Here is a 22,771-nt window from a genome sequence, read left to right on the forward strand (position 1 = left end):
CCCCGGCTGGTTGGCGGTCACCTACGGTGACGCCATGGACCCTTCGGCGGTCTGGCGGGACCGGCAGCACCGGTGGCGGATCGAGGCGTACCGCGCGCCCGATCTGCGGTTCGCCATCTACGCCACCAGCGGCCCCACCGAATCGGTGCCGCTGTGGCTGTTCGGTATGTCGGCGTTGGCCCGCTGGTTGATGACCCACGCCATCTCGCTTGACGACCTGGAGGTCGACTGAGCGGTGGCGCGGGCGCAAACCGGACCCGGGACCGGCTCCGCTGCGGTTGAGTGACCTGAGGCGGCGGACGGGGGTGCGCGATGGGTGGTCAGCTCCTGCAGGTGGCGCTGGTGGCCGTACTGGTGCTGGTCAACGCCGCGCTCTCCGGCAGCGAGATGGCGTTGGTGACGCTGCGCGAGGGGCAGTTGCGGCGGCTGGGGCGCCGGTCGCGCGCCGGAGACCGGTTGGTGCAGTTGTCCCGCGACCCGAACCGCTACCTGGCCACCATCCAGCTCGGCATCACCCTCGCCGGTTTCCTCGCCTCGGCGGCGGCCGCGGTGTCGCTGGCCGAGCCGTTCGTCGGTCCGCTGGGCTTCCTCGGCGGTGCGGCCCGCCCCGCCGCGGTGCTGCTGGTGACCGTGCTGCTGACGTTCGTCACGCTGGTGCTCGGCGAGTTGGCGCCCAAACGACTGGCGATGCAGCGGGCGGAGCGTTGGGCGTTGCTCAGCGCCGGCCCGCTGGACCTGCTCGCCCGGGCGTCGCGGCCGGCGGTGTGGCTGCTCAGCCGGGCCACCGACACCGTGGTACGGCTGGCCGGCGGTGACCCGCGGGCCAACCGCGCGGAGATGACCGAGGAGGAGTTGCGCGAGATGCTGGCCAGCCAGCGCGGCCTGTCGGCCCAGCAGCGGGAGATCCTGACCGGCGCGTTCGACATCGCCGGCCGGACGTTGCGGGAGATCCTGGTGGCCCGCCGGGAGGTGATGACGCTGCCGGGCAACCTGACCGCCGACGAGGGGGTACGCCGGCTCGCCGCCGCCGGCCGGTCCCGCGCCCCGGTCACCGGTCCCGGCGGTCTGGACGAGCTGCTCGGGGTGGTGCACATCCGCGACCTGGTGCGGGCTGGCACCGCGCCGGTGGGGGACCGGGTGCGCACGCCGGTGCTGCTGCCGGTGACCCTGCCGGTCGCCGACGCGTTGCGCCAACTCCGTCAGGAGCATCAGCAGCTGGCCCTGGCGGTCGACGAGCACGGCGGCATCGACGGCCTGGTCACCATGGAGGATCTGCTGGCCGAGGTGGTCGGCGAGCTGTACGACGAGACCGACCGGGACGTGCACGGGGTGATCAGGGAGGAGGACGGCGCCCTGCTGGTGCCTGGTGACTTCCCGCTGCACGACCTGCCCGACCTGGGGGTGCGGCTGCGCTTCCCGTTGTCCCGGGACTACACCACGGTGGCCGGGTTGGTGCTGGCCCGACTGCGGCACCTGCCCGACCAGCCGGGGGAGACGGTACGGCTACCCGGGCTGACGCTGGAGGTGGTGGAGGTCGCCGACCGGGCGGTGCGGCGGGTGCGGTTGCGCGGGTTCACGGCCGAGGGGTGACCGGGTCGCCCGGACGGGGGACAGCAGTGCCAAAAAAGCCCGCCGGGAAGGCGGCCCGCCTACGGTGCGATTCGTGAAGGACCGAGGTTTGCGTACGTTCGTCACCGTGCTGGCCGGCCTCGCGGTGATCTACTTCGGCAGCGCCGGGCGCAGCCCCGAGGAGGGCCGTGGGATCTCCGGCGGGGTGGTGGTCCTGGCGTTGCTCGCCGCGTTGCTGGTGTGGCACCTGACCCGGCCGGGGGACAAGACGGTGAAGTGAGCGGTCTCAGCGGGCGGCGACCCGGGTGACCTCGCCGGCGGACTCCTCGCCGAGCGCCACCCGCACCAGCGCCGAGGCGAGCCGACCGAAGTCTGGTTCGTCGACCAGGCCGGCCAGTCCGTCCGGGGAGCCCGGCAGACCCAGCCGCTTCGCCCCGGCCAGTGCCCGACGGTCGGCGTACGGGCGCAGGTCCGACCAGACCGTCTGCGCCTCGCGCAGGTAGATGTCCGCGCCGGTGGGGCCGATGCCGGGGAACTCGGTGAGGCGTCGTCGCAGCCCGGCCGGGTCACCCTGGGCCTCGCGGTGTAGTCGGCGTAGGTCACCGTGCCAGCGGTCCAGGCACAACCGGGCGCCGGTGCCGAGCATGGTGGCGGTCCGCTCGTCGTAGCGGCGGTAGTGTCCCCGGCCCAGCGCGTCGACGCGGTCCTGCCAGCTGGCCGCCTCCATCGCCTGGGGTGTGCGGTAGCCCGCGGCGAACAGCTCCCGCGCGGCGTCCACGGCCACGCACGCCCGGATCCGGGTGCTCAGCAGGGTGGTCAGCACCAGCAGTTGGTAGAGCGGCCGGGGGCGGTCGGCGAGCTGGATGCCGGCTTCCTCCGCGTAGGTGCGGCCACGCCGGTCCAGCAGGACCCGCGCCACTGTTCGATCGTTGCCCACACCGCACGGTTACCCACTGCGTGGCCCGCTAGCCGTCGCGCCGGCGAGCGCTGTCGGAATGCCACCGGAGTGGACGGGTATGCCGGCGGTGGAGGCGGTCGATGCCGTCCGCCGTATCCGGAGGGAGACACCTGTGGTCAACCCGCAGCAGGAGGAGTTCCGGCGCAACGCCAAGGGCGCCACCAGCCAGGACAGCAAGGGACCGACGCCGACCGGGCACCCGCTCAACCGTGGCTCGTCGCGCGGTGACGAGGGTCGGCCGGTGCCCAAGGGGCAGGTGTCGCCGTACGGCCCGGCCGGTGAACCGGTGGCCGAGGACGACAGCGACACCCGCTAACGGCCCCTAGCGTGACGGCCGTCGCAACCTGTTCCAGGTCGCGGCGGCCGTCAGCCCGTACGCGAGGTGCGGGATGATGTCGGAGATCCAGTCGGAGCGCCGCCAGGTACGCGGGTCGCTGATGCCGAGCACGGTGATCGACCCGTCGGTCATCGTCATCACGCCGGCGCCGAGCAGGCCGGTGGCCACCGGCAGCGGTTGGCGCCGACCACCGGCGTAGAGCGCGAACGCGACGCCCGCGGCGATGCCGAGCCCGTAGCCGATCAGGGGTCCCAGGCCCGAGCGGCGGTTCGCCGCCCGACCGTCGGACCCCAGGCTGACGTGCGCGATCCCGGCCAGCCGGTCGACGGTCTCCTGGGGAACGTCGCTCTCCGGCCGTCCCCGCAGGGCCATGTCGAGGAAGCTGACCACGTTCAGCGCGGCGCTGCCGACGGCGCCAGCGATGGCACCGTCGGCAAGGTCGACCTTCCTCACTTCGGGTCGCCCGGTTCGCGCTCGCTCTTGGGGCCGTACGCGCGGTCGCCGCGAACCACGCCCCGCTGGCCACGGTCCTCCTGGAGGATCCGGTTCGCGACCTGGTTGGCCTTGCCGTCGGGCACCCGACGTCCGGAGTCGTCGATCGCGTTGCGCAACCGCGCCCGCTGCTTGTCGTAGGCGTTACTGCCCGGCCGTGGTCCTGGCATGTGGTGCCTCCTTCGTCGGTCTGGGCATCTGCTGTCGCCCTCGTCGCCGTCGGCGTACCGCGGCCGTCTACCCGTCTGGCGGCCGGTGAACCCCTCGCGGTCCTAGCGGGGGGCGTGCACCACGGCGACCGGGCACCGCGCGTGGTGCAGCATCGACTGGCTCACCGACCCCAGCAGCAACCCGGTCACCTCGCCGCGCCCCTGCCCGCCCACCACCGCCAGTTGCGCGGAGCGGGACGCCTCGGCCAGCACGGCGCCGGTGCGGCCGTGCACCGCCCGGCAGGTCAACCGCAGCCCTCGGTGGTGCTCGGTCAGGCCGGTCAGCCACTCGGCGAGCATCCGTTCCTGCTCGCCGTGCAGCGTCGCGTCGTCGTACACCAGGGGTTGCATGTCGCCGGGGCCGCTGCTGCCGGGGTGCTGGTAGGCGTGCACCGCCAGCAGCGGCACGCCGCGCGACACGGCGGTCTCGGCCGCGAAGTCGGCCGCCAGGCGGGAGGCCGGCGAGCCGTCCACCGCGACCAGCACCGGCTCGTCGGGTCGTTGCGCGCCGCGGGCCACCAGCACCGGACAGTCGGCGTACGCGGAGACCTGCACCGCGACCGAGCCGACCAGCAGCGCCGAGAAACCACCCAGCCCACGGTCACCGAGCACGATGAGCGCGGCGGTGGGGGACTCGCCTACCAGCACCGCGGCGGCCTCACCGTCGATGATCTCGCCGGAGATCGGCAGCCCGGGTACGGTCGCCTCGGCCTCGGCCACCGCGGCCTGGACCAGCTCCTCGGCCCGGTGTCGCAGGCCACCGCCGGGCGGCGCGCCCGGGGCGGGGGCGGCGGGCACGTGCAGCAACGGCCAGATGAACCCGTGCACGATCCGCAGTGGCCGGTGCCGGCGCGCTGCCTCGGTGGCGGCGAGGCGGACAGCGCGCAGGGCCGGCGGTGAGCCGTCCACGCCGACCACGACCGCCGCGCTGTTCGCCGAGTTCACCGCCCACCTCCCGCTCGGGGTCAGTATCGCGGGCAGGACCGCCCCCGCGCCGTGATACCGCTGAGCGCGTCGGGGTCGGTACGCTGGCGACGATCGGTCCGGAGGGAGGATTGTCGATGGGTGAACCGGACCAGCCGAGCACCGGCCGCATGATCGACTCTTGGCTCGGTGGGGAGCACCACTTTCCGGTCGACGTGGCTGCGGCGAGTGCGTTCGAGCAGGCGTACGGCCCGTGCGCGCCGGTGTTCCGGGAGCTGCGGGCGTTCCTGGGCCGGGCGGTGCGGGCCATGGTCGCCCAGGGTGTGGATGGTTTCCTGGTGTTCGGCGCCGGGGTGCCCACGATGGGCAACGTGCACGAGGTCGCCGTCGACGCGACGGTGCTCTACACCGACGTCGACCCGGTGACCATCCGGCTGGGGCAGAGCATCCTCGCCGGCAGTGGCCGGGCCGGCTACGGTTTCGGTGACGCCACCGACATCGGCACGGTCGACCCGGCGCAGATGCACCGCTTCGTGCCGGGCTGGGGCCGCCGGCCGGTCGGGGTGGTCTTCCTCGGGCTCGCGGCGTTCCTCGACGACGCCACGCTGACCCACACGCTCGACGAGTTGTACGCCGCCGCGGCGCCGGGCAGCCTGCTCGTGGTGGACTTCGACACCGAGGAGCTGGCGGGTCACCCGCAGGCGCTGGCGATGATGGGGCCACAGTTCCGGATGCGCCCACCGAGGGCGTTCGCGCCGCTGCTGGGCCGCTGGGTGCCGACGGCGGACGGGATCGTGCCGGTCGCGCGGTGGCGGCCGGAGGGTCCGCCCGCGCAGGTGCCCGACGCGTTCCACGGCGTGCTCGCGTCCCGTGGTCACGACTGACCGCAGCGGTTCGCCGTCCGGGGGTGTCCGTATGATGCTTGCCCTGTAGCAAGCTTCTGGAGAGGACGACAATGGTGGAGCCGCCGGACGTGGTGTCGCGCGCGCTGCGCGAGGCCCCGCCCGACCAGTTGGCCGAGGCGGCGGACCAGGCGATCCGCTCGACGCTGGGTGCGCTGCGCACCGACGTCTTCGTCGCCGACTATCGGATCAGCGGGCTCTGGCCGGTGCTGGACCCGGACCTGGCGGCGGCCGGCTCCCTCTCCCGCCACACCGTGGCGCAGCGGTGCTTCAGCAGCCAGCAACCGGTACGCGACGCCGCCGGCGAGGGCCCCTGTCGGCTCTACCTGCCGTTGACCCTGTGGGGGGAGCGGCTGGGCGTGCTGTTGATCGAGCTGCCGGCCGTACCGAATCCGACAGTCACCGGCCACGCGACCGACATCGCCGCTGCCCTCGCGGTGGCGATGCGCGCGGCGGACCGGGGGACCGACAGGTACCGACGAGCCCGTCGCCGTGAGCGACTCACGATGGCCGCCGAGATGCAGTGGGACCTGCTGCCCGGTCGCAGCGTGGCGCACCACGCGTTCGCGCTGGCCGGGCAACTGGAGCCGGCGTACACCGTTGGTGGGGACCACTTCGACTGGTCGCTGGACGGCGACCGTCTCACCGTGACGGTGCTCAACGGTGAGGGCAGTGGGCTGGCCGCGTCGATGCTGACCGCCGTCACGGTCAACGCGATGCGCAACGCCCGGCGCTCCGGCGGCGGCCTGGTGGAGCAGGCCGAGCTCGCCTCGGACACGGTTTTCTATCAGCACCGGGGCCGCCGGTACGTGGCGACCCTGCTGCTCGACGTCGACACCCGCACCGGCCGGGTCGGTGCGGTCGACGCGGGTTCCCCGCACCTGCTGCGGATGCGGGGGGCCACGGTGGAGCCGATGAAGCTGGATCAGCAGTTGCCGCTGGGGATGTTCGGCGAGACCCGCTACGAGATGCAGGAGTTGTACCTCGAGCCGGGGGACCGGCTCTTCGTGGTCAGCGACGGGGTGTGGGCCGCCGAGCCGCCGGGTGAGGAGCCGTACGGCGATCGGGCAATGGCTCGCTCGCTGCGCGCCACGCGGTTGCAGCCGGCGGCCGAGGCGGTTGGTACGGTGATGCGCGAACTGCACGCCTACCACGCGGACTCCGATCTGCGCGACGACGCCGTCGTGGTGTGTCTGGACTGGCACGGTCCGCGTGAGCGGGGCAGCGGGTGAGGGTCGCCGCCGCCTCGTCTGGTGGGCACCAGCGCGACGACGGCAGGGGACATCGGGTGGAGCGACCTGAAGATCTCGCCGCGGCGATCGCCGCGGCTGCCGGGACGCTGATCGCCGTGCTCGACTCGTCGGCGTCGGGGCATCAGGTGCCGCCCACGCAGTTGCGGGTGTTGACGTTGATCAGCAGCCGAGCGGAAACCAATGTCAACGGGTTGGCGGAGCTGCTCGACGTGGTGCCGTCGTCGGCGAGCCGCCTCTGTGACCGGCTGGAGGCGACCGGGCTGTTGCGGCGGGTGGCCGATCCCCGCGACCGGCGTGAGGTGCGGTTGGTGCCCACGCCCGCGGCGTTGGCGCTGCTGGGGGACCTGGCCGAGCGGCGCCGCCGTGCGGTGCAGTCGGTGCTGGATCGGATGCCGGGCAGGACGCAGCACGATCTGTGGCTGGCGTTGGTCGCGTTCGGCCGGGCGGCGACCCAGTCGGTGCCCGAGCAGCAGACCGACCCGGCGGCACAGACGGCCTGAACCCTCGCTTCCACTAGTATCCTAGGACGCTCTACGCGTGGTGATCCACGCCACAGTGCGACACAGTCGCGCCAAACGCACGGTGACGGCGCCGGGCGAGCGGAGGCAGGCCCGATATAGTGACAGCGCACTTACCCGGCCCGTGATCTTCGAGATCGCGGGCCGGATCAGGGAACAGGCCCCACCCCGGGGCCGCAGGGGGAGCCGGCGCGGGCCGGCCCGACAGCGCGTACGACCCTCCGCCGCGCCCGACGTCGGCCGAGGGTCCTTGCCGTGGAGGAGGATCGGTGTCGCGTCCGGCTCGGGCAGAGCAACCGCGGGACACCGGTGACGAGGCCCCCGGCAACCAGGTGCTCACCCTGCCCAACCTGATCAGCTTCGTACGGCTGCTGGGCGTACCCCTCTTCCTCTACCTGTTCCTGGTCGAGCGCGCCGACGTGGCGGCGATCGTCGTCCTGGCCATCGGTGGCACCACGGACTGGGTCGACGGCTGGATCGCCCGCCGCCTGTACCAGGTGAGTCGCCTCGGGGAGTTGCTCGACCCGTTCGCCGACCGGCTCTACATCCTCGCCACCCTTGTCGCCTTCACCGTGCGGGAGGTGGTGCCGTGGCAGTTCACCGCGGCGTTGCTGGCCCGCGAGTTGCTGCTGCTCGGCTCGCTGGCGGTGCTGCGCCGCTACGGGTACGGGCCGCCGCCGGTGCACTACGTGGGTAAGACCGCCACGTTCCTGCTGCTGGCGGCGTTCCCGGTGCTGCTGTTGGCCAGCGAGTGGAGCGCGGCGGCGACGGCGACGGCCGCGATCGGTTGGGCGTTGGCGTGGTGGGGGTTGGTGCTCTACTGGGTGGCCGGCGGGATGTACGTGGTGCAGGCGGCGCGGCTGGTGCGCGCGGCGCGTGGCCCGGGAGCGGCGGCATGAGCGCGCCGCAGCCGGGCAAACCCCGCCCGGACCGGGTGTACGCGCCGGATTTCCTCACCGAGTTGTTCCGCAACCCGCTCGATCCGGGCTACGCGGATGCGGCGGCTGCCCGTCGGCGCTCGGAATCCACCGGGTCGGCGCGGGGGTGGCGGGCGTGGCCGGCACGGTCGGTCAGTCTGGTCGTGGTGGTGCTGCTCGGTTTCCTGTTCGCGGTCGCGTACCGGCAGACGATGGCGGACGAGCCGGGGCGGGCCCAGGCTCGTTCCGGTCTGGTGGCGCAGATCAAGGAGCGCGAGGGCACGACCGACCGGTTGTCCACGCGCGCGGACCAGTTGCGCGAGGAGGTCAGTCGGCAGCGGGACGCGGCGTTGAGCGGGTCGGCGGCGGCTCGGCTGCGGGACCTGGAGGCGAGCACCGGCCTGGGTCGGGTGCGCGGCGACGGCGTGGTGGTGCGGTTGGCGGACGGGCCGGGTAACGCGGACGCGGTGACGGGGGCTGGTGCGGGGCCGTCGCGGGTGTTGTACAGCGATCTGCAGGGTGTGGCGAACGCGTTGTGGAGTGCCGGTGCGGAGGCGGTCGCCATCAACGGGCAGCGGTTGACCTCGACGTCGACGATCCGTACGGCGGGTGATGCGATCCTTGTGGATTTCCGGCCGGTGATGGGGCCGTACGAGGTGTCGGCGGTCGGGCCGGGTTCGATGCGGCGCAGGTTCGAGGACAGCCGCAACGCGGATGTGATGCGTGAGGTCGCGCAGAAGACCGGGTTGTCGTTCGGTGTGCGGGAGGCCGATGACCTCACCCTGCCGGCGGCTCCGGAGCCGCAGCTACGCTACGCGAAGCCGTCGGCCAGTCCGAGCCCTTCCGCGTCGGGTGTCCGGTCCGGCAGTCCTGGGTCGTCCGGTCCGACGACGACCGTTAGCCCCTCCGGAGGTGGCCGATGATCGCGGTGCTGGCGTTGCTTGCCGGTGTGGTGCTGGGTGTGTGGCTTGATCCCACGGTGCCGGCGGCGTTGCAGCCGTACCTGCCGATCGCGGTGGTGGCCGCGTTGGACGCGGTGTTCGGTGGGGTGCGGGCCCGGTTGGACCGCATCTTCGACGACAAGCAGTTCGTGGTGTCGTTCATTTCGAACGTGCTGGTTGCGGGTCTGATCGTGTATCTGGGTGACCAGCTCGGGGTCGGCGGGCAGTTGTCCACCGGCGTGGTCGTCGTGTTGGGTGTCCGCATCTTCGGCAACGTGGCGGCGATCCGTCGGCACCTGTTCCGGGCGTAGGTTTGACAGCGATGAGTGATGAGCAGAGCGACACGGGGACCGGGTGGCCGCAGCCGGGTGGACCGGCACGGCCGGGTGGGCCGGCGGGTGAGCCGGATCCTCGTCCGGACGCACCGGATCCGGACGAGCTGAGCCCGTTGGCCCCGCAGGAGCCGGTGCGGCCGCAGGAGCGGCCGGACGAGGAGCCCGCGGTGGAGCGGGTCGACGACGGCGCGACGGTGGACCTGAGCGCGGTGTCGCGGTCGGAGGAGCCGGTGGCGGCGTCGGACGGGTTGGGTGAGCCGGCCGGGGAGTCGGTGGCGGCGCCTCCGGTGGCGGCGGGTCGGTTCCGGTGGAGTACGGCCGGTGTGATGATCGTGGCGTTGTTGGTGTTGCTGGGGTTCACGTTGGTCGTGCAGTTGAAGACGACGTCGACGGATCCGACGTTGGGGGCGACGCGCCAGGAGGACCTGGTGCGGATTCTGTCGGATCTGGATGCGCGGGAGAGTCGGCTTCAGCAGGATATTCGTGCCCTGGAGGACAGTCAGCGGCAGTTGCGATCGGGTGAGCAGGGTCGTCAGGCGGCGTTGGACGAGGCGACGCGGCGGGCGAACGAGTTGGGCATTCTGGCGGGTACGTTGCCGGCGGTGGGGCCGGGGTTGACGGTGCAGTTCGATGCGGGTGTCAAGCCGATCACGGCGACCCGGGTGTTGGACGCGGTGCAGGAGTTGCGGGGTGCGGGCGCGGAGGCGATGCAGATCGCCGGTGGTGACCGTGCGACGGTGCGGATCATCGCGTCGACGTACTTCCTCGATGGGGACAACGGGTCGTTGGTGGTGGAGGGGCGTCGGTTGACGGGGCCGTACACGATCACGGTGATCGGTGATCCGGCGACGATGCGTACGGCGTTGAACATTCCTGGTGGGGTGGTGGCGTCGGTCCGGGGTGTCGGCGGTAACGTGACGTTTGGGGAGCGTGAGGTTGCCGAGGTTTCGGCGCTGCACGCGCCGATCAAGTTGGAACACGCCCGTCCGGTCTCCTGACCGGCGCGGCCGCGCCGGGCCCGGGTGGTCCGGGGCACCGATGGATGAAGGACGCGTCTGGTGATTCCTGAGGATCTGCGATACACCGCCGAGCATGAGTGGGTGGCGGGTGACGGCACGGGTTCGATCCGGGTCGGTATCACGCACTTCGCGCAGGACGCGCTGGGTGACATCGTGTACGTGCAGTTGCCCGAGGCGGGCGCGGTGGTAGCGGCCGGTGATTCGTTGGGCGAGATCGAGTCGACCAAGAGTGTGTCGGAGATCTACGCGCCGGTCGCCGGTACGGTGGTGGCGCCCAACGAGGCGTTGGGTGACACACCGGAGCTGATCAACACTGATCCGTACGGTGCGGGTTGGTTGGTGGAGATCACGCCGAACGATCCGACGGCGACGGATGGGTTGCTGACGGCGGCGGCTTATCAGAAGATCACCGAAGGCTGAGTGTGCGTGATCCGGTGCGTGGGTTGTGTGCGCGCGTCCGGTTGCCCTGCATTTCGGCGCTGGCTAGGCTCGCCCAGTCGACCGAGAACCCAAATAGTTGAGCGTTGTGGAATTGCCTTCCCGGGCACGGGGAGCCAGCCGCCGGGTGTTCACGTGCCCGGCGGCCAGACCCGCCATTACCCGACGCCGACCGAACAGATCCGTGAGGTGGTCCCATGACGCGGCCAGACGACGAGTTCCCCCCGCTCGACGTCACTTCGACGCTCAATCTCGGTTCGCTTGACGAAGTGCTGGAAGGGCCGGACACCGATGTGGTGCCGAGCCGGATGTCCGGCTCGTTGCCGCCGGGTATGGCGCTGCTGGTGGTTCGTCGAGGTCCGAATGCGGGTGCCCGGTTCCTGTTGGACCACGATGTGACGACCAGTGGCCGGCATCCGGACAGTGACATCTTCCTCGATGACGTGACGGTGTCGCGTCGGCACGCGGAGTTCCACCGTGATGGTGGGACGTTCACGGTGCGGGACGTGGGTAGCCTGAATGGCACGTACGTGAATCGTGAGCGGGTTGAGGCGGCCACGTTGAGCAATGGTGACGAGGTTCAGATCGGTAAGTTCCGGGTGGTGTTCATCGCCGGTCCGCGCCCGGAGGAGGAGGCCGGCCGGGGGTGAACGAGCCTGCGGCCTCCATGTCACCCGGGGCGGCTCGGTCTGAGCCGTTGATGAGCATCGGTGAGGTGCTTGGGCAGTTGCGGGTGGATTTCCCGGACACCACGATTTCGAAGCTGCGGTTTCTTGAGGCTGAGGGTTTGGTCGAGCCGCAGCGGACGGCGGCGGGTTACCGGAAGTACAGCTGGGACGATGTGGCGCGGTTGCGGTTCGTGTTGACCGCGCAGCGGGACAAGTACCTGCCGTTGCGGGTAATCCGTGAGCAGTTGGCCCAGTGGGATTCGTCTGGTGAGCAGCCGGGGCGGTCGCGGCCGGCGTTGGTGGCGGTTGGTCCTGATGGTGCGGTGCCGGGTCGTGAGTCGGTGGAGCCGGCCGAGTCGTCGCAGGTGCGGCTCGGCCGGGCGGAGCTGGTGACCCGGAGTGGGATCGACGAGTCGACGCTTGGGGAGTTGGAGCGGCTCGGTGTGCTGGTGTCGGATCCGCCGGGGTGGTATGACGGGGATGCGTTGATCATCGCTTCGGCGGTGGCGGGGTTGGCGTCGTACGGGTTGGAGCCGCGGCATCTGCGGGGTTACCGGACGGCGGCGGATCGCGAGGTTGGTTTGTTCGCTCAGTTGGTGGCGCCGTTGGCGCGGCAGAGCGATCCGGCGGCGCGGGCTCGGGCGGCGGAGACGGCGCGTGAGTTGGTCGCGTTGTCGGAGCAGTTGCACGCGGCGTTGGTGCGGGTGGGTTTGCGGTCGACGTTGGGTCGGTGAGGGGTCCCGGTGGGTGGTGGCTGAGCGGAAAGATCTCTTCCGGGAAGCGTGCCGTAGGCTTGCCGGGGTAACCCCTTTCCGGCGCGGGCGTGGTGCGGTAGCGCACGGGACGACCGTGTCGCGGTCCGTGTACCGTGCAGGGAAGGGCGCGGTGCGGCGTAGGTGACAACGACACGGAGGCGGCGGTGCGCGAGCTGAGCGTGGTCGGAGTTCGGGTGGAGCTGCCTAGCAACCAGCCGATCGTCCTGCTCAGGGAGGTCGAGGGTGACCGCTATCTGCCGATCTGGATCGGCGCGGTCGAGGCCACGGCTATCGCTTATGAGCAGCAGGGGGTCAAGCCGGCCCGACCGTTGACGCATGATCTTCTGCGGGATGTGTTGGCGGCGTTGAAGGCGCCCTTGCAGGCGGTGGAGATCACCGAGCTCAAGGAGAACGTGTTCTACGCGGATCTGTTGATCGGTGATGGGGTGCGGGTGTCGGCGCGTCCGAGCGATTCGATCGCGTTGGCGTTGCGGGTCGGTGCGCCGATTCGTTGTGCTGAGCAGGTCCTCAGCGAGGCGGGGATCGTCATTCCTGATGAGCAGGAGGACGAGGTGGAGAAGTTCCGGGAGTTCCTGGAGCAGGTGCGTCCGGAGGACTTCGCGGGCTGAGGTGGGCCGTGTGCTCGCTCCCGGGTGGGTGGTCCCCGGTGCGGTTGGTGATCTTTCTCGGTGGCGGCGCGGCGTGTCGTGTCGGTTCCTCCGTGGTAACCCCTGAGGGTGGCGATAGGGTTGCCGTGTCGAGGGGTGCGCGTCCCGGAAACGACGCGTCGCCACACTGACGGGGGAGGTTGTCCGGATGCACGAGCCGCGGGATCCCGATCCAGGCACGGAGTTCGACGAGTCGGGTGCCTCGTCGCCAGGTGTGGCGGCTGAGGGTGACGGTTCGGTCGGCTACCGGGGTGTGACGGCCTGCCACGCGGTGGGCATCAGTTACCGGCAGTTGGATTACTGGGCGCGGACAGCGCTGGTGGTGCCGAGTGTGCGGGACGCCTCGGGTTCGGGTACGCAGCGGTTGTATTCGTTCCGGGACCTGGTGGTGTTGAAGGTCGTGAAGCGGTTGTTGGATGCGGGGGTGTCCCTGCAGAACATCCGCAAGGCGATTGAGGCGTTGCGGTCGCGTGGTGTGGAGGATCTGGCCGGGATCACGTTGATCTCCGATGGGACGACGGTGTACGAGTGTCGGTCTCCGGAGGAGGTGGTCGACCTGTTGCAGGGTGGCCAGGGTGTCTTCGGGATCGCGATCGGTGGTGCGTTCAAGGAGATCCAGGGGTCGTTGTCGCATCTGCCGGCGGAGCCGGCGACGAGCGCTCCGGTGGAGCCTGCGGTGGCGTCGGGTTCGGATCCGGTGGGTGACGAGTTGGCGGCGCGGCGGGCGCGGCGGCGGGCTGGCTGAGCGCGGTTTTTTCGGTTGGTTTTTTCGCGACGGTCGGTGACGGTCGGTGGCGGCGGTGGGTGAGTTCGCTCCACTGTGGACACCCTGGGTGGTGTTGTCGTTGCCGACTGTCGAGATACCCGCCGGTAGTGGTGACGCTGCGTTTCCGGCAATTGTCGGGAACGCGATAGGGGGGCAATGACCCCAGACGATTGACACGCTATGGTCCGTCACGGTTATCGACCCTTCCCCCCGGAGGAACGACCGTGACGGTTACCGAAGAGGCTGCCCCCAAGTCGCACTACGACCGTATTGGCGGTGCCAGCTCGGTCAAGGCGGCTGTGGAGCTGTTCTACGACAAGGTGTTGGCCGACCCGACCACGGCGAGCTATTTCGTCGACGTGGACATGGTGGGTCAGCGGCGGCACCTGACGTTGATGTTGACCACTGTGTTGGGTGGTCCGGACGAGTACACCGGTCGTGGGTTGGCCGAGGCGCACCAGCCGTTGAACATTCCGGTGGAGCACTACGCGAAGGTGGGCGAGTACCTCCTGGCGACGCTGGCCGAGTTGGATGTGCCGGCGGACACCCTGGACCACGTGCGGGCGGTGCTGGGCCAGGTGCAGGACCAGGTGGTGGCCTCCGGAGACCGGTCGGGCGCCTGAGCGTGGACGCTGCCCAACTCAAGCAGAGCTGGTCGGTGGTCGCCGAGCACGGTGACCAGGTGCCGCTCTATTTCTATTCGACGTTGTTCCTCGCTCATCCTGAGACGCGGCAGATGTTCCCCACGAACATGGCCGGTCAGCGGGACCGCCTGGTGACCGCGTTGGGGCACATCGTGTCCAACGTGGATCAGGTGGACCGGTTGGTGGGTTTCCTGCAGGACCTGGGTGCGGACCACCGCAAGTTCGCGGTCCGCGCGGAGCACTACCCGGCCGTCGGTGAGGCGCTGTTGGCGACGTTGCAGCATTTTCTCGCCGAGCAGTGGACCGACGAGTTGGCTGCGGACTGGGCTGCCGCGTACGGGTTGGTGGCGCAGGTGATGATGGAGTCCGCTCAGGCCGCCGAGGCGGTGAATCCGCCGTGGTGGGTGGCGGAGATCGTGGCCCATGAGCGGCGGGCGTTCGATGTGGCCGTGTTGACGGTGCGTCCGCAGTATCTGCTGCCGTTCACTCCGGGTCAGTCGATCGGGGTGTCGCATCCGTCGGTGCGTTCGTGGCGGTACTACTCGCCGGCGAACGCGCCGCGGGCGGATGGCACCCTGGAGTTGCATGTGCGGGCCGCGCCGGGTGGCGCGGTGTCGTCGCGGCTGGTCTACGGGTCGGCGGTGGGGGATCGGATCCACCTGGCGGCGCCGGTCGGGGAGCGGCTGGGGTTGTGGTCGGCGGGCTCCAGTGATCTGTTGCTGCTGGTCGCGGGGACCGGTTGGGCGCCGGTGAAGGCGCTTGTGGAGCAGGTGGCGGCGGAGGGTTCGCGTCGGCGGGTGGATCTGTACGTGGGGGCCCGTTCCCGCAGTGAGTTGTACGACAGTGAGGCGATCGACAAGTTGGCGTCGTCGTATCCGTGGTTGACGGTGACCTATGTGGTGGGTGCCGACGTGAGCCGGCCCGGGGAGTTCGCGCACGCGGTGGATCGGGCGTTGGCCGACGGTGACTGGCGTTCCCGGCACGTGTTCGTGTGTGGGTCGGACGAGATGGTGTCGTACGCGGTGCGGGCGTTGCTGCAGGCGGGTTTCCACGCGGGTCAGGTGCACCACGAGGGCCTGGGTGAGCAGTGGTACGGCCCGGCGTGGCGTACGGCGGTGCAGCAGTCGCCGGTCGGTGACGTTTCGGGAGGTGGGCACAGGTGAGCGCGACCCCGATCAGCCGGTACGACGGGATGCAGGTGTCCGGCGCGGTGCAGGTGCGGATGACCGCCGATCGGGTGCGGCGGTGGCAGTTCGGGGCGGCGTCGTTCGCGCGGCGTGGTTACGACAACGCCGACGTGGACCGGTTCCGGATGCAGATCGCCGACGAGTTGGACGTGTTGGCGACGCAGATCGCGACGTTGCGGGCGGAGAACGAGCGGCTGACCGACCGGGTGGAGCTGCACCGGCACGGGGTGATCCCGAGCACGGGGGCGGCGGGGAAGGCCCCGGCGGCGCGGGAGGTGAATCTGCTGTCCGCGGCGCAGCGGGAGGCGGAGCAGATCATCGCGCAGGCGCACGACTACGCGCGGCGGGTCGCCGAGTACGCCCGGGTGCAGTACGAGAGTTACCTGCACGCGGCGGAGGCGGAGGCGAAGCAGGAGGCGGAGCGGGCGGTGGCGGAGTATCGCAGCGCGGCGGGGTCGAGCTTCGACGACACGGTGGCGACCCGGGAGGCGTTGCGGATCTTCGGGGAGATGATGGTGTCGCACATGCAGGCGGCGGCGCGGCATCTCGATGATGGCAGTGAGCAGTTGGCGCGGACGATGGATCGGATCGCGGCGGAGACGCCGGGGGCGCCGTTCGTCGGCGGTGTGGTGGGTCAGTCGGCGTTGCCGCGTCACCACCAGCGGTGAGCGCACCGGGTGGGGTGCGCCCCCACCCGGTGCTCAGCTGAGGCGTTGTGCGAGGTGGAAGGTCACCTCGGTGCCGGCGTCGCTCTTGCCGATGGCCTTGCAGAGGGCGGCGCGGATGGGCAGCCAGTGCGGGCCGGTGCCGGAGGGCATGAGGGTGGCGCTGAACGGGTGGCCGTCGATGGTGCCGGTGACCTTGACGGCGCGGCGGGTGCCGAGCAGTTGCGCGGAGTCGGGGACGGTCACGTAGGTGGCGAACGCGCCGTCTTTCTCGATGGGCGCGGTGAAGCGGTGATCGAGTGGTTGCGGGTCCATTGCTGTCCTCCGGGGGTGGCGCGGCGGGCGTTCAGGTGGTGGCGGCGCGGATGGCGTCGGCGATCGGGGTGGGTCCGCTGACGAGTTCGAGGGTCGCGCCGGCGGTGGCTGGTGCGTCGAGCAGGGCGACGAGGACGTGGGCGACGTCGGCGCGGCTGATCGCGCCCCGCCCGGCGTGTGGGGTGAGGGTGACCCGTCCGGTGGGGTCGTCGTCGGTGAGCCGGCCGGGCCGCAGCACCGTCCAGGCCAGGTCGCGGCCCCGCAGGTCGTCCTCGGCGGCGCGTTTGGCGCGCAGGTACGCCGCCCACACGTCGTCGGTGTCGGCGGCGGGTGGGTCGTCGACACCCATGGAGGAGACGAGCAGGTAGCGGCGGACACCGGCGCGGGTGGCGGCGTCGGCGAGCAGCGCTGCGGCGGCCCGGTCGACGGTGTCCTTACGGGCGGCGCCGCTGCCGGGTCCGGCGCCCGCGGCGAAGATCACCGCGTCGGCGGTGTGCAGGTGCGCGGCGACCTCGGTGACGTCGGCGTGTTCCAGGTCGCAGACGACGGGGGTGGCGCCGGCGGCGCGTAGCGTCGCGGCCTGCTGGGGGTTGCGGATCAGGCCGACGGCGGTGTCGCCGCGCCCGGTGAGGTGACGCTGGACGAGGAGGGCGATCCTGCCGTGGCCTCCGGCGATGACGACGCGCATGGGTCCAACCTACCGGCGGTGGTGGTGGCGGCACCGGGAGCCGACGGGGTGGTGTCCTGGCCGGCGGAGGTTGACCTTGACCTTTGGGTAACCCCCAGGGTGGTGCGTGCCGGTCGCGGTGACCGGTACGAGGAGGATGCCGTCGTGGAGTTGTTGACCATCGGGGCGTTCGCGCGGGCGGCGAGGCTGACGCCGAAGGCGCTGCGCCTGTACGACCAGGTGGGGCTGTTGGTGCCGGCCGCGGTCGATCCCGAGTCCGGGTACCGGCTCTACGACCCGGAGCAGGTGCCGTTGGCGCGCCTGATCGCGCAGTTGCGCCGCATCGGGATGCCGTTGGCGCAGATCCACGCCGTGTCTGGTTTGGCGCCGGCGGCGGCGGCTGAGGCGGTCGCCGCGTACTGGCAGCAGGTCAGCGCCGACACGGCGGCGCGGGCGCGGCTGGCCTCCGTCCTCGTGGACCACCTGTCTGAGGGGGACACCACCATGTCTGAGGCGACACCCACCCTTGCTGTCCGTCATGCCGCTGGTTGTGTGGCCGGGGCCGTGCGCGACAGCAACGAGGACGCCGCGTACGCCGGCGGGCGGTTGCTGGCCGTCGCCGACGGGATGCGAGGACCGGGCGGCGCCGCCGCCAGCGCTGCCGCCATCGACGCGCTGCGACCGTTGGGGCTGGCCGATGTCGCGGCGGGCGATCTGCTGACGGTGCTCGCTGGTGCGGTCACCGACGCCGAGCGCACGGTGCGCGCGTTGGCGACCGACGAGTACCAGCCGGTCACCACGCTGACCGCGGTGCTGTTCGGTGGCTCCCACCTGGCCGTGGTGCACGTGGGGGACACCCGGGCGTATCTCCTGCGCGGCGGTGAGTTGTCGCTGCTCACCCAGGATCACACCTGGGTGCGGGCTCAGGTGGAGCAGGGCCGCCTGGACCGGGAGCAGGCCGCCGCGCATCCGCAGCGGGCCGTGCTGGTGCGTGCCCTCGGTGGCGGCCAGCAGGTCGAGGCGGATCTCGCGTTGCGTACCGCGCTGCCCGGTGATCGTTACCTGTTGTGCTCCGACGGTCTGTCCGCCGTCGTCGATCGTGCCGACCTGTGCGCGACGCTGGGCGCGGCGACCGGTCCCGGGCCGGCGGTGCGGGCTCTGATCGGTCTGGCTGAGGCGGCGGGGGCGCCGGACAACGTCGCCTGCGTCGTCGCCGACGTCGTCGCCGGGTAGGAACGCGACAGCCGCTGACGGTCGGCGCCGCGCCCAGCCGCCAGCGCCCCGCGCGAGGGCCGAACCCCCGACCGCCCGGTGCGGTGCGGGTGGCCGGGGTTCGGCGTCGGCGGGTGGGGTGAGGCAGCATGGAGGGGTGACGGAGAGCTTCGAGGCGGTGCGCGCGCTGGTGGCCGGTGGTGGGGTGGTGGTGCTCAGCGGCGCGGGCCTGTCCACCGAGTCGGGCATCCCGGATTACCGGGGGCCCAGCGGGGTGGCGCGGCGGCACACCCCGATGACGTTCCAGGCGTTCACCCGGGATCCGCTGGCCCGGCGGCGCTACTGGGCGCGTAGCCACCTGGGGTGGCGGTTGATCGCGGGTGCGGCGCCGAACGCCGGGCACCGGGCGGTCGCCGGGTTGCAACGGGCCGGGCTGGTCGACACGGTGATCACCCAGAACGTCGACGGTCTGCACGGTGCGGCCGGCAGCACGTCGGTGATCGAGTTGCATGGGCGCCTCGACGAGGTGATCTGCCTGGACTGCGGCAACCTGACCTCCCGGGAGGAGTTGGACCGGCGGTTGCGCGAGGCCAACCCGGACTTCGTGGCGCAGGTCGCCGCGGTGAACCCGGACGGTGACGTTGATCTCCCCGACGAGCAGGTGGCGGCGTTCCGGACGGTGGACTGTGCGATCTGCGGCACCGGGATGCTGAAACCGGACGTGGTGTTCTTCGGGGAGACGGTGCCGCCGCAGCGGGTGGCGCGCTGCTTCGCGGCCGTGGAGCGGGCCCGGTCGGTGCTGGTGCTGGGGTCGTCGTTGACGGTGATGTCCGGGCGACGTTTCGTGATTCGGGCGGCGAAACGGGGCATCCCGGTGGCGATCGTGAACCAGGGTCCGACCCGGGGCGACGGGCACGCCAGCGTGTGTGTCGACGCCCCGTTGGGCGCGTTGCTGCCGGAGTTGGCCGCCCGGGTCGCCGGCGACGCGGCGACGGTCGGGGTCTGAGCACCGCCGGGGGAGGACATCTGCCGGAAACACCGGCGCTGGTAGCGTTGTCCGTGCCGGTAACACCCACGTGGGAGAGACCGCCCGACAGCACGCAGGGCGGCGCCGAAGGGGCAAATCCTCCCCGGAACCTCTCAGGCAAAAGGACCTCGTGGGCAGGCACTGTGGAGCGCCCCCCGGGTGCGACAGAGGGGGAGGCCGACACGTCGACCTCGCCCCGGGAGTGCCCCTATGACCGTAGAGCAGTTCGCCACCCGTCACATCGGTCCCGGCCCCGACGATGAGCGTCGGATGTTGGAGGTCGTCGGCCACGGCTCGATCGACGAGCTGATGGACGCCGCGATCCCCGAGGTGATCCGCTGGCACGGCACCCTGGACCTGCCCGACCCGGCCACCGAGGCCGAGGCGATCGGCGAGCTGCGGGCCCTCGCGGCCCGTAACACCGTCGCCGTGTCCATGATCGGGTTGGGGTACCACGGCACGCACACCCCGGCGGTGATCCGCCGTAACGTGTTGGAGGACCCGGCCTGGTACACGGCGTACACGCCGTACCAGCCGGAGATCAGCCAGGGCCGCCTGGAGGCGCTGCTGAACTTCCAGACCATGGTCACCGACCTGACCGGCCTGACCACCGCGAACGCCTCCATGCTCGACGAGGGCACCGCCGCCGCGGAGGCGATGACCCTCGCCCGGCGGGCGTCCAAGAGCAAGAGCCCGGTGTACGTCGTGGACGCCGACGCGTTGCCGCAGACCATCGCGGTCATCACCAGCCGGGCCGAGCCACTCGGCATCGAGGTGCGGGTCGTCGACGTGGAGCGCGACGAGGTGCCGGCGGAGTTCTTCGGCCTGCACCTGCAGTACCCGGGGGCGTCCGGGGCGGTCCGTGACCACGCGGCGCTGGTCGAGGCCGCGCACGGTGTCGGCGCGCTCGTCACGGTGGCGGCGGACCTGTTGGCGTTGACGCTGCTGCGGGCACCGGGGGAGATCGGCGCGGACATCGCCGCCGGCACCACCCAGCGTTTCGGCGTACCGATGGGCTTCGGGGGGCCGCACGCCGGTTACCTGGCGGTGCGCGCGGGCCTGGAGCGGATGCTGCCCGGGCGCCTGGTCGGGGTGTCCCGCGACGCGGACGGCAACCCGGCGTACCGGTTGGCGTTGCAGACCCGCGAGCAGCACATCCGGCGGGAGAAGGCGACGAGCAACATCTGCACCGCGCAGGTGCTGCTCGCGGTGATGGCCGGCATGTACGCCGTCTACCACGGTCCGGACGGGCTGCGGGACATCGCGACGCGTACCCATGCCATGGCGGCGCGGCTCGCGGCCGGGTTGCGCGCCGGTGGCGTGGACGTCGCGGACGTCGCGTTCTTCGACACCGTCACCGCGACCGTGCCGGGCGGCGCGGCGCGGGTCGTCGCGGCGGCCGCGCAGCGGGGTGTGAACCTGCGGCTGGTCGACGCCGACCGGGTGGGGGTGTCGTGCGACGAGACGACCACCAACGCGCACCTGGCGCAGGTGTGGGAGGCGTTCGGGGTGCCCCACTTCGACGGAGCTGGCGTGGCGGACCTGCCGGTCGAGTTTCGTCGCACGACTGACTTCCTCACCCACCCGGTGTTCCGCAGCCACCACTCGGAGACGGCGATGCTGCGCTACCTGCGGCGGCTGTCGGACTTCGACTACGCCCTGGACCGGGGCATGATCCCGCTCGGGTCGTGCACGATGAAGCTGAACGCGACCACCGAGATGGAGCCGGTCAGCTGGGCCGAGTTCGCGAACATCCACCCGTTCGCGCCGGACGCGCAGACCGTCGGGTACCGGGAGATGATCGGTCAGCTGGAGTCGTGGCTGGCCGAGGTGACCGGCTACGACGCGGTGAGCGTGCAACCCAACGCCGGGTCGCAGGGTGAGCTGGCCGGGTTGCTGGCGATCCGCTCCTACCACGCCTCGCGCGGTGAGTCGCACCGCGACGTGTGTCTGATCCCGTCGTCGGCGCACGGCACGAACGCGGCGTCGGCGGTGATGGCCGGCATGCGGGTCGTCGTGGTGGCCTGCGACGACGACGGCAACGTCGACCTCGTCGACCTGGACGCGAAGATCGACAAGCACCGCGACGCGCTCGCCGGGATCATGGTGACGTACCCGTCGACGCACGGGGTGTACGAGACGGGCATCGCGTCGCTGTGCGCGAAGGTCCACGACGCCGGCGGTCAGGTGTACGTCGACGGGGCGAACCTCAATGCCCTGGTCGGGTTCGCGAGGCCCGGTAAGTTCGGCGCGGACGTGTCGCACCTGAACCTGCACAAGACGTTCTGCATCCCGCACGGCGGCGGCGGCCCCGGTGTCGGTCCGGTGGCGGTGCGCGCGCACCTGGCGCCGTTCCTGCCCGGCGACCCGCTGGGCGCGCACGCGGACTCCACGCCGGCGATCTCGGCGGCGAAGTACGGGTCGGCGGGCATCCTGCCGATCCCGTGGGCGTACCTGCGGATGATGGGCGCGCAGGGCCTGACCCGGGCCACCGGTGTGGCGGTCCTCGCCGCGAACTACGTGGCGGCGAGGCTGCGGGGGCACTTCCCGGTGCTGTACGCCGGCAACAAGGGCCTGGTGGCCCACGAGTGCATCCTCGACCTGCGACCGTTGACGAAGGCGACCGGCGTGACGGTGGACGACGTCGCGAAGCGGCTGATCGACTACGGCTTCCACGCGCCCACCATGTCGTTCCCGGTGGCGGGGACGCTGATGGTGGAGCCGACCGAGAGTGAGGACCTGGCCGAGCTGGACCGGTTCTGCGACGCGATGATCGCGATCCGGGCGGAGATCGAGCAGGTCGCGTCGGGGCAGTGGCCGGCGGGGGACAACCCCCTGGCCAACGCGCCGCACACCGCGGCGATGGTCAGCGGCGACGACTGGGCGCACGCGTACCCGCGGTCGGTGGGCGCGTACCCGGCCGGGGTGGACCGGGCCGGGAAGTACTGGCCGCCGGTGCGGCGCATCGACGGCGCGTACGGCGACCGGAACCTGGTCTGCTCGTGCCCGTCGCCGGAGGCGTTCGAGGACTGACAACGCCGCAGCCGGTCGAGACTGACGGCGGCGCGCCGGGGCGGGCGGTTACGGCCTGCCCCGGCAGCCGCTGCGACCTGGGCGGAGACGTCCCGTACCGGGGGACTAGCCTGGCCGACGGCGGCTAAACGGTAACGCTGGGTGGTCGATCAGGCCGCGAGGGCGTGGCGGGCGGGACCGCGGTGCGGCGCGATGCTGCTGCCGTCGGGAAGCAACTCGCCGGTGTCCTCGAAGACGATCACACCGTTGCAGAGCAGGCTCCAGCCCTGCTCACGGAAGCAGGCGAGGACCCGTGCGGCTTCCCGGTCGGTGGCTTCAGCGGAGGGGCAGGTCGGTTGGTGCTGGCACATCA

General features: G+C 71.4%; 29 protein-coding genes and 1 riboswitch. Of the genes, 22 read left to right on the top strand and 7 right to left on the bottom strand.

The annotated features are described in order from the left end of the window. Window positions 1-34 precede the first annotated feature (34 nt). From AB0A90_RS18920 to AB0A90_RS18930, 3 genes are all read left to right on the top strand, one after another. The gene (locus AB0A90_RS18920) at window positions 35-232 is read left to right on the top strand and encodes a hypothetical protein (RefSeq protein ID WP_110566850.1); all 198 of its coding nucleotides are present in this window, start codon (window positions 35-37) and stop codon (window positions 230-232) included. An 80-nt stretch (window positions 233-312) separates the two neighbouring features. Further along, window positions 313-1,590 carry a hemolysin family protein gene (locus tag AB0A90_RS18925; RefSeq protein WP_357249146.1) on the top strand — a complete coding sequence of 426 codons (1,278 nt, stop codon included), beginning with the start codon at window positions 313-315 and terminating at the stop codon, window positions 1,588-1,590. Between the two features lie 73 nt (window positions 1,591-1,663). Then, window positions 1,664-1,849, top strand: a complete 186-nt coding sequence (locus tag AB0A90_RS18930) for a hypothetical protein (protein ID WP_036410487.1) — start codon at window positions 1,664-1,666, stop codon at window positions 1,847-1,849. Window positions 1,850-1,855: 6 nt separating this feature from the next. Here the strand turns inward: AB0A90_RS18930 and AB0A90_RS18935 are convergent, their stop codons facing one another. Continuing rightward, window positions 1,856-2,506, bottom strand: coding sequence for a hypothetical protein (locus AB0A90_RS18935; RefSeq protein WP_357249149.1), 651 nt, complete (start codon window positions 2,504-2,506; stop codon window positions 1,856-1,858). A gap of 133 nt (window positions 2,507-2,639) precedes the next feature. Between AB0A90_RS18935 and AB0A90_RS18940 the strand changes: the two genes are divergently transcribed. Next, window positions 2,640-2,843 (top strand): hypothetical protein, encoded by a 204-nt coding sequence (locus tag AB0A90_RS18940; RefSeq protein WP_088948252.1) that lies wholly within the window; start codon window positions 2,640-2,642, stop codon window positions 2,841-2,843. A gap of 6 nt (window positions 2,844-2,849) precedes the next feature. Here AB0A90_RS18940 and AB0A90_RS18945 read toward each other — a convergent pair whose 3' ends face one another. From AB0A90_RS18945 to AB0A90_RS18955, 3 genes are all read right to left on the bottom strand, one after another. After that, on the bottom strand, window positions 2,850-3,317 hold the full coding sequence (locus AB0A90_RS18945; protein ID WP_357249152.1) for a hypothetical protein: 468 nt from the start codon (window positions 3,315-3,317) through the stop codon (window positions 2,850-2,852). Further along, complete coding sequence (locus AB0A90_RS18950) at window positions 3,314-3,526, bottom strand: hypothetical protein (protein ID WP_030327717.1); 213 nt, start codon at window positions 3,524-3,526, stop codon at window positions 3,314-3,316. The genes AB0A90_RS18945 and AB0A90_RS18950 overlap by 4 nt, the downstream gene beginning before the upstream one ends. 102 nt (window positions 3,527-3,628) lie before the next feature. Continuing rightward, on the bottom strand, window positions 3,629-4,510 hold the full coding sequence (locus tag AB0A90_RS18955) for a universal stress protein (RefSeq protein WP_357249156.1): 882 nt from the start codon (window positions 4,508-4,510) through the stop codon (window positions 3,629-3,631). Window positions 4,511-4,626: 116 nt separating this feature from the next. Between AB0A90_RS18955 and AB0A90_RS18960 the strand changes: the two genes are divergently transcribed. The 15 genes from AB0A90_RS18960 (at window position 4,627) to AB0A90_RS19030 (ending at window position 16,168) form a co-directional block, all read left to right on the top strand. After that, entirely contained in the window at window positions 4,627-5,373 is a 747-nt protein-coding gene (locus tag AB0A90_RS18960; RefSeq protein WP_357249160.1) for an SAM-dependent methyltransferase, read from the top strand. Between the two features lie 71 nt (window positions 5,374-5,444). Continuing rightward, a complete protein-coding gene (locus AB0A90_RS18965; protein ID WP_357249163.1) occupies window positions 5,445-6,623 on the top strand; it encodes a PP2C family protein-serine/threonine phosphatase in 1,179 nt (392 codons plus the stop codon). 56 nt (window positions 6,624-6,679) lie between these two features. Beyond that, entirely contained in the window at window positions 6,680-7,144 is a 465-nt protein-coding gene (locus AB0A90_RS18970; RefSeq protein WP_357249166.1) for a MarR family transcriptional regulator, read from the top strand. A 287-nt stretch (window positions 7,145-7,431) separates the two neighbouring features. Next, complete coding sequence (locus AB0A90_RS18975; protein WP_357249169.1) at window positions 7,432-8,061, top strand: CDP-alcohol phosphatidyltransferase family protein; 630 nt, start codon at window positions 7,432-7,434, stop codon at window positions 8,059-8,061. Continuing rightward, window positions 8,058-9,002, top strand: a complete 945-nt coding sequence (locus AB0A90_RS18980) for a DUF881 domain-containing protein (RefSeq protein ID WP_357249172.1) — start codon at window positions 8,058-8,060, stop codon at window positions 9,000-9,002. The genes AB0A90_RS18975 and AB0A90_RS18980 overlap by 4 nt, the downstream gene beginning before the upstream one ends. Continuing rightward, window positions 8,999-9,331 carry a small basic family protein gene (locus AB0A90_RS18985; protein ID WP_030327710.1) on the top strand — a complete coding sequence of 111 codons (333 nt, stop codon included), beginning with the start codon at window positions 8,999-9,001 and terminating at the stop codon, window positions 9,329-9,331. The genes AB0A90_RS18980 and AB0A90_RS18985 overlap by 4 nt, the downstream gene beginning before the upstream one ends. Window positions 9,332-9,342: 11 nt before the next feature. Further along, a complete protein-coding gene (locus AB0A90_RS18990; RefSeq protein ID WP_357249174.1) occupies window positions 9,343-10,353 on the top strand; it encodes a DUF881 domain-containing protein in 1,011 nt (336 codons plus the stop codon). Between the two features lie 60 nt (window positions 10,354-10,413). Next, window positions 10,414-10,794, top strand: a complete 381-nt coding sequence (gene gcvH / locus AB0A90_RS18995) for a glycine cleavage system protein GcvH (RefSeq protein ID WP_355031815.1) — start codon at window positions 10,414-10,416, stop codon at window positions 10,792-10,794. Window positions 10,795-11,009: 215 nt separating this feature from the next. Further along, window positions 11,010-11,462, top strand: a complete 453-nt coding sequence (locus AB0A90_RS19000; protein ID WP_007071101.1) for an FHA domain-containing protein — start codon at window positions 11,010-11,012, stop codon at window positions 11,460-11,462. A 50-nt stretch (window positions 11,463-11,512) separates the two neighbouring features. Beyond that, window positions 11,513-12,214, top strand: a complete 702-nt coding sequence (locus AB0A90_RS19005; RefSeq protein WP_357249179.1) for a MerR family transcriptional regulator — start codon at window positions 11,513-11,515, stop codon at window positions 12,212-12,214. A gap of 185 nt (window positions 12,215-12,399) precedes the next feature. Then, window positions 12,400-12,864 (top strand): bifunctional nuclease family protein, encoded by a 465-nt coding sequence (locus AB0A90_RS19010; protein ID WP_030327706.1) that lies wholly within the window; start codon window positions 12,400-12,402, stop codon window positions 12,862-12,864. A 187-nt stretch (window positions 12,865-13,051) separates the two neighbouring features. Next, on the top strand, window positions 13,052-13,648 hold the full coding sequence (locus tag AB0A90_RS19015) for a MerR family transcriptional regulator (RefSeq protein ID WP_357249182.1): 597 nt from the start codon (window positions 13,052-13,054) through the stop codon (window positions 13,646-13,648). Between the two features lie 245 nt (window positions 13,649-13,893). Continuing rightward, the gene (locus tag AB0A90_RS19020) at window positions 13,894-14,292 is read left to right on the top strand and encodes a group 1 truncated hemoglobin (protein WP_357249185.1); all 399 of its coding nucleotides are present in this window, start codon (window positions 13,894-13,896) and stop codon (window positions 14,290-14,292) included. Window positions 14,293-14,294: 2 nt separating this feature from the next. Beyond that, window positions 14,295-15,476 (top strand): globin domain-containing protein, encoded by a 1,182-nt coding sequence (locus AB0A90_RS19025; RefSeq protein ID WP_357249188.1) that lies wholly within the window; start codon window positions 14,295-14,297, stop codon window positions 15,474-15,476. After that, on the top strand, window positions 15,473-16,168 hold the full coding sequence (locus AB0A90_RS19030; RefSeq protein ID WP_357249191.1) for a cell division protein DivIVA: 696 nt from the start codon (window positions 15,473-15,475) through the stop codon (window positions 16,166-16,168). Before AB0A90_RS19025 ends, AB0A90_RS19030 begins: the two co-directional genes overlap by 4 nt. Before the next feature lie 33 nt (window positions 16,169-16,201). Here the strand turns inward: AB0A90_RS19030 and AB0A90_RS19035 are convergent, their stop codons facing one another. Together AB0A90_RS19035 and AB0A90_RS19040 are read right to left on the bottom strand one after the other, a co-directional pair. Continuing rightward, window positions 16,202-16,480, bottom strand: a complete 279-nt coding sequence (locus tag AB0A90_RS19035; RefSeq protein WP_357249194.1) for a DUF1905 domain-containing protein — start codon at window positions 16,478-16,480, stop codon at window positions 16,202-16,204. Window positions 16,481-16,511: 31 nt separating this feature from the next. Further along, entirely contained in the window at window positions 16,512-17,168 is a 657-nt protein-coding gene (locus AB0A90_RS19040) for an NAD(P)H-binding protein (RefSeq protein WP_357249197.1), read from the bottom strand. A gap of 144 nt (window positions 17,169-17,312) precedes the next feature. Between AB0A90_RS19040 and AB0A90_RS19045 the strand changes: the two genes are divergently transcribed. The 3 genes from AB0A90_RS19045 (at window position 17,313) to gcvP (ending at window position 22,419) form a co-directional block, all read left to right on the top strand. Beyond that, complete coding sequence (locus tag AB0A90_RS19045) at window positions 17,313-18,380, top strand: MerR family transcriptional regulator (protein ID WP_357249659.1); 1,068 nt, start codon at window positions 17,313-17,315, stop codon at window positions 18,378-18,380. Window positions 18,381-18,516: 136 nt separating this feature from the next. Then, window positions 18,517-19,365, top strand: a complete 849-nt coding sequence (locus tag AB0A90_RS19050) for an NAD-dependent protein deacetylase (RefSeq protein WP_357249199.1) — start codon at window positions 18,517-18,519, stop codon at window positions 19,363-19,365. A 61-nt stretch (window positions 19,366-19,426) separates the two neighbouring features. Beyond that, window positions 19,427-19,525, top strand: a riboswitch (glycine riboswitch). Between the two features lie 71 nt (window positions 19,526-19,596). Beyond that, window positions 19,597-22,419, top strand: coding sequence for an aminomethyl-transferring glycine dehydrogenase (gene gcvP / locus AB0A90_RS19055; RefSeq protein WP_357249202.1), 2,823 nt, complete (start codon window positions 19,597-19,599; stop codon window positions 22,417-22,419). A 149-nt stretch (window positions 22,420-22,568) separates the two neighbouring features. Here gcvP and AB0A90_RS19060 read toward each other — a convergent pair whose 3' ends face one another. After that, entirely contained in the window at window positions 22,569-22,769 is a 201-nt protein-coding gene (locus tag AB0A90_RS19060) for a DUF5999 family protein (RefSeq protein ID WP_137780771.1), read from the bottom strand. Window positions 22,770-22,771 lie beyond the last annotated feature (2 nt).

The organism is Micromonospora sp. NPDC049204, assembly GCF_040647935.1.
In the GTDB taxonomy this organism is placed as follows: Bacteria; Actinomycetota; Actinomycetes; order Mycobacteriales; family Micromonosporaceae; genus Micromonospora.

Excerpts from the sequence above, each read along its gene's own strand:
- AB0A90_RS18950 (WP_030327717.1), bottom strand. The coding sequence starts at position 3,526 with ATGCCAGGACCACGGCCGGGCAGTAACGCCTACGACAAGCAGCGGGCG.
- AB0A90_RS18985 (WP_030327710.1), top strand. The coding sequence starts at position 8,999 with ATGATCGCGGTGCTGGCGTTGCTTGCCGGTGTGGTGCTGGGTGTGTGG.
- AB0A90_RS18960 (WP_357249160.1), top strand. The coding sequence starts at position 4,627 with ATGGGTGAACCGGACCAGCCGAGCACCGGCCGCATGATCGACTCTTGG.
- AB0A90_RS18980 (WP_357249172.1), top strand. The coding sequence starts at position 8,058 with ATGAGCGCGCCGCAGCCGGGCAAACCCCGCCCGGACCGGGTGTACGCG.
- AB0A90_RS19015 (WP_357249182.1), top strand. The coding sequence starts at position 13,052 with ATGCACGAGCCGCGGGATCCCGATCCAGGCACGGAGTTCGACGAGTCG.
- AB0A90_RS19035 (WP_357249194.1), bottom strand. The coding sequence starts at position 16,480 with ATGGACCCGCAACCACTCGATCACCGCTTCACCGCGCCCATCGAGAAA.
- AB0A90_RS18990 (WP_357249174.1), top strand. The coding sequence starts at position 9,343 with ATGAGTGATGAGCAGAGCGACACGGGGACCGGGTGGCCGCAGCCGGGT.
- AB0A90_RS18925 (WP_357249146.1), top strand. The coding sequence starts at position 313 with ATGGGTGGTCAGCTCCTGCAGGTGGCGCTGGTGGCCGTACTGGTGCTG.
- AB0A90_RS19000 (WP_007071101.1), top strand. The coding sequence starts at position 11,010 with ATGACGCGGCCAGACGACGAGTTCCCCCCGCTCGACGTCACTTCGACG.
- AB0A90_RS19005 (WP_357249179.1), top strand. The coding sequence starts at position 11,513 with ATGAGCATCGGTGAGGTGCTTGGGCAGTTGCGGGTGGATTTCCCGGAC.
- AB0A90_RS19040 (WP_357249197.1), bottom strand. The coding sequence starts at position 17,168 with ATGCGCGTCGTCATCGCCGGAGGCCACGGCAGGATCGCCCTCCTCGTC.
- AB0A90_RS19060 (WP_137780771.1), bottom strand. The coding sequence starts at position 22,769 with ATGTGCCAGCACCAACCGACCTGCCCCTCCGCTGAAGCCACCGACCGG.
- AB0A90_RS18920 (WP_110566850.1), top strand. The coding sequence starts at position 35 with ATGGACCCTTCGGCGGTCTGGCGGGACCGGCAGCACCGGTGGCGGATC.
- AB0A90_RS18965 (WP_357249163.1), top strand. The coding sequence starts at position 5,445 with ATGGTGGAGCCGCCGGACGTGGTGTCGCGCGCGCTGCGCGAGGCCCCG.
- gcvP (WP_357249202.1), top strand. The coding sequence starts at position 19,597 with ATGACCGTAGAGCAGTTCGCCACCCGTCACATCGGTCCCGGCCCCGAC.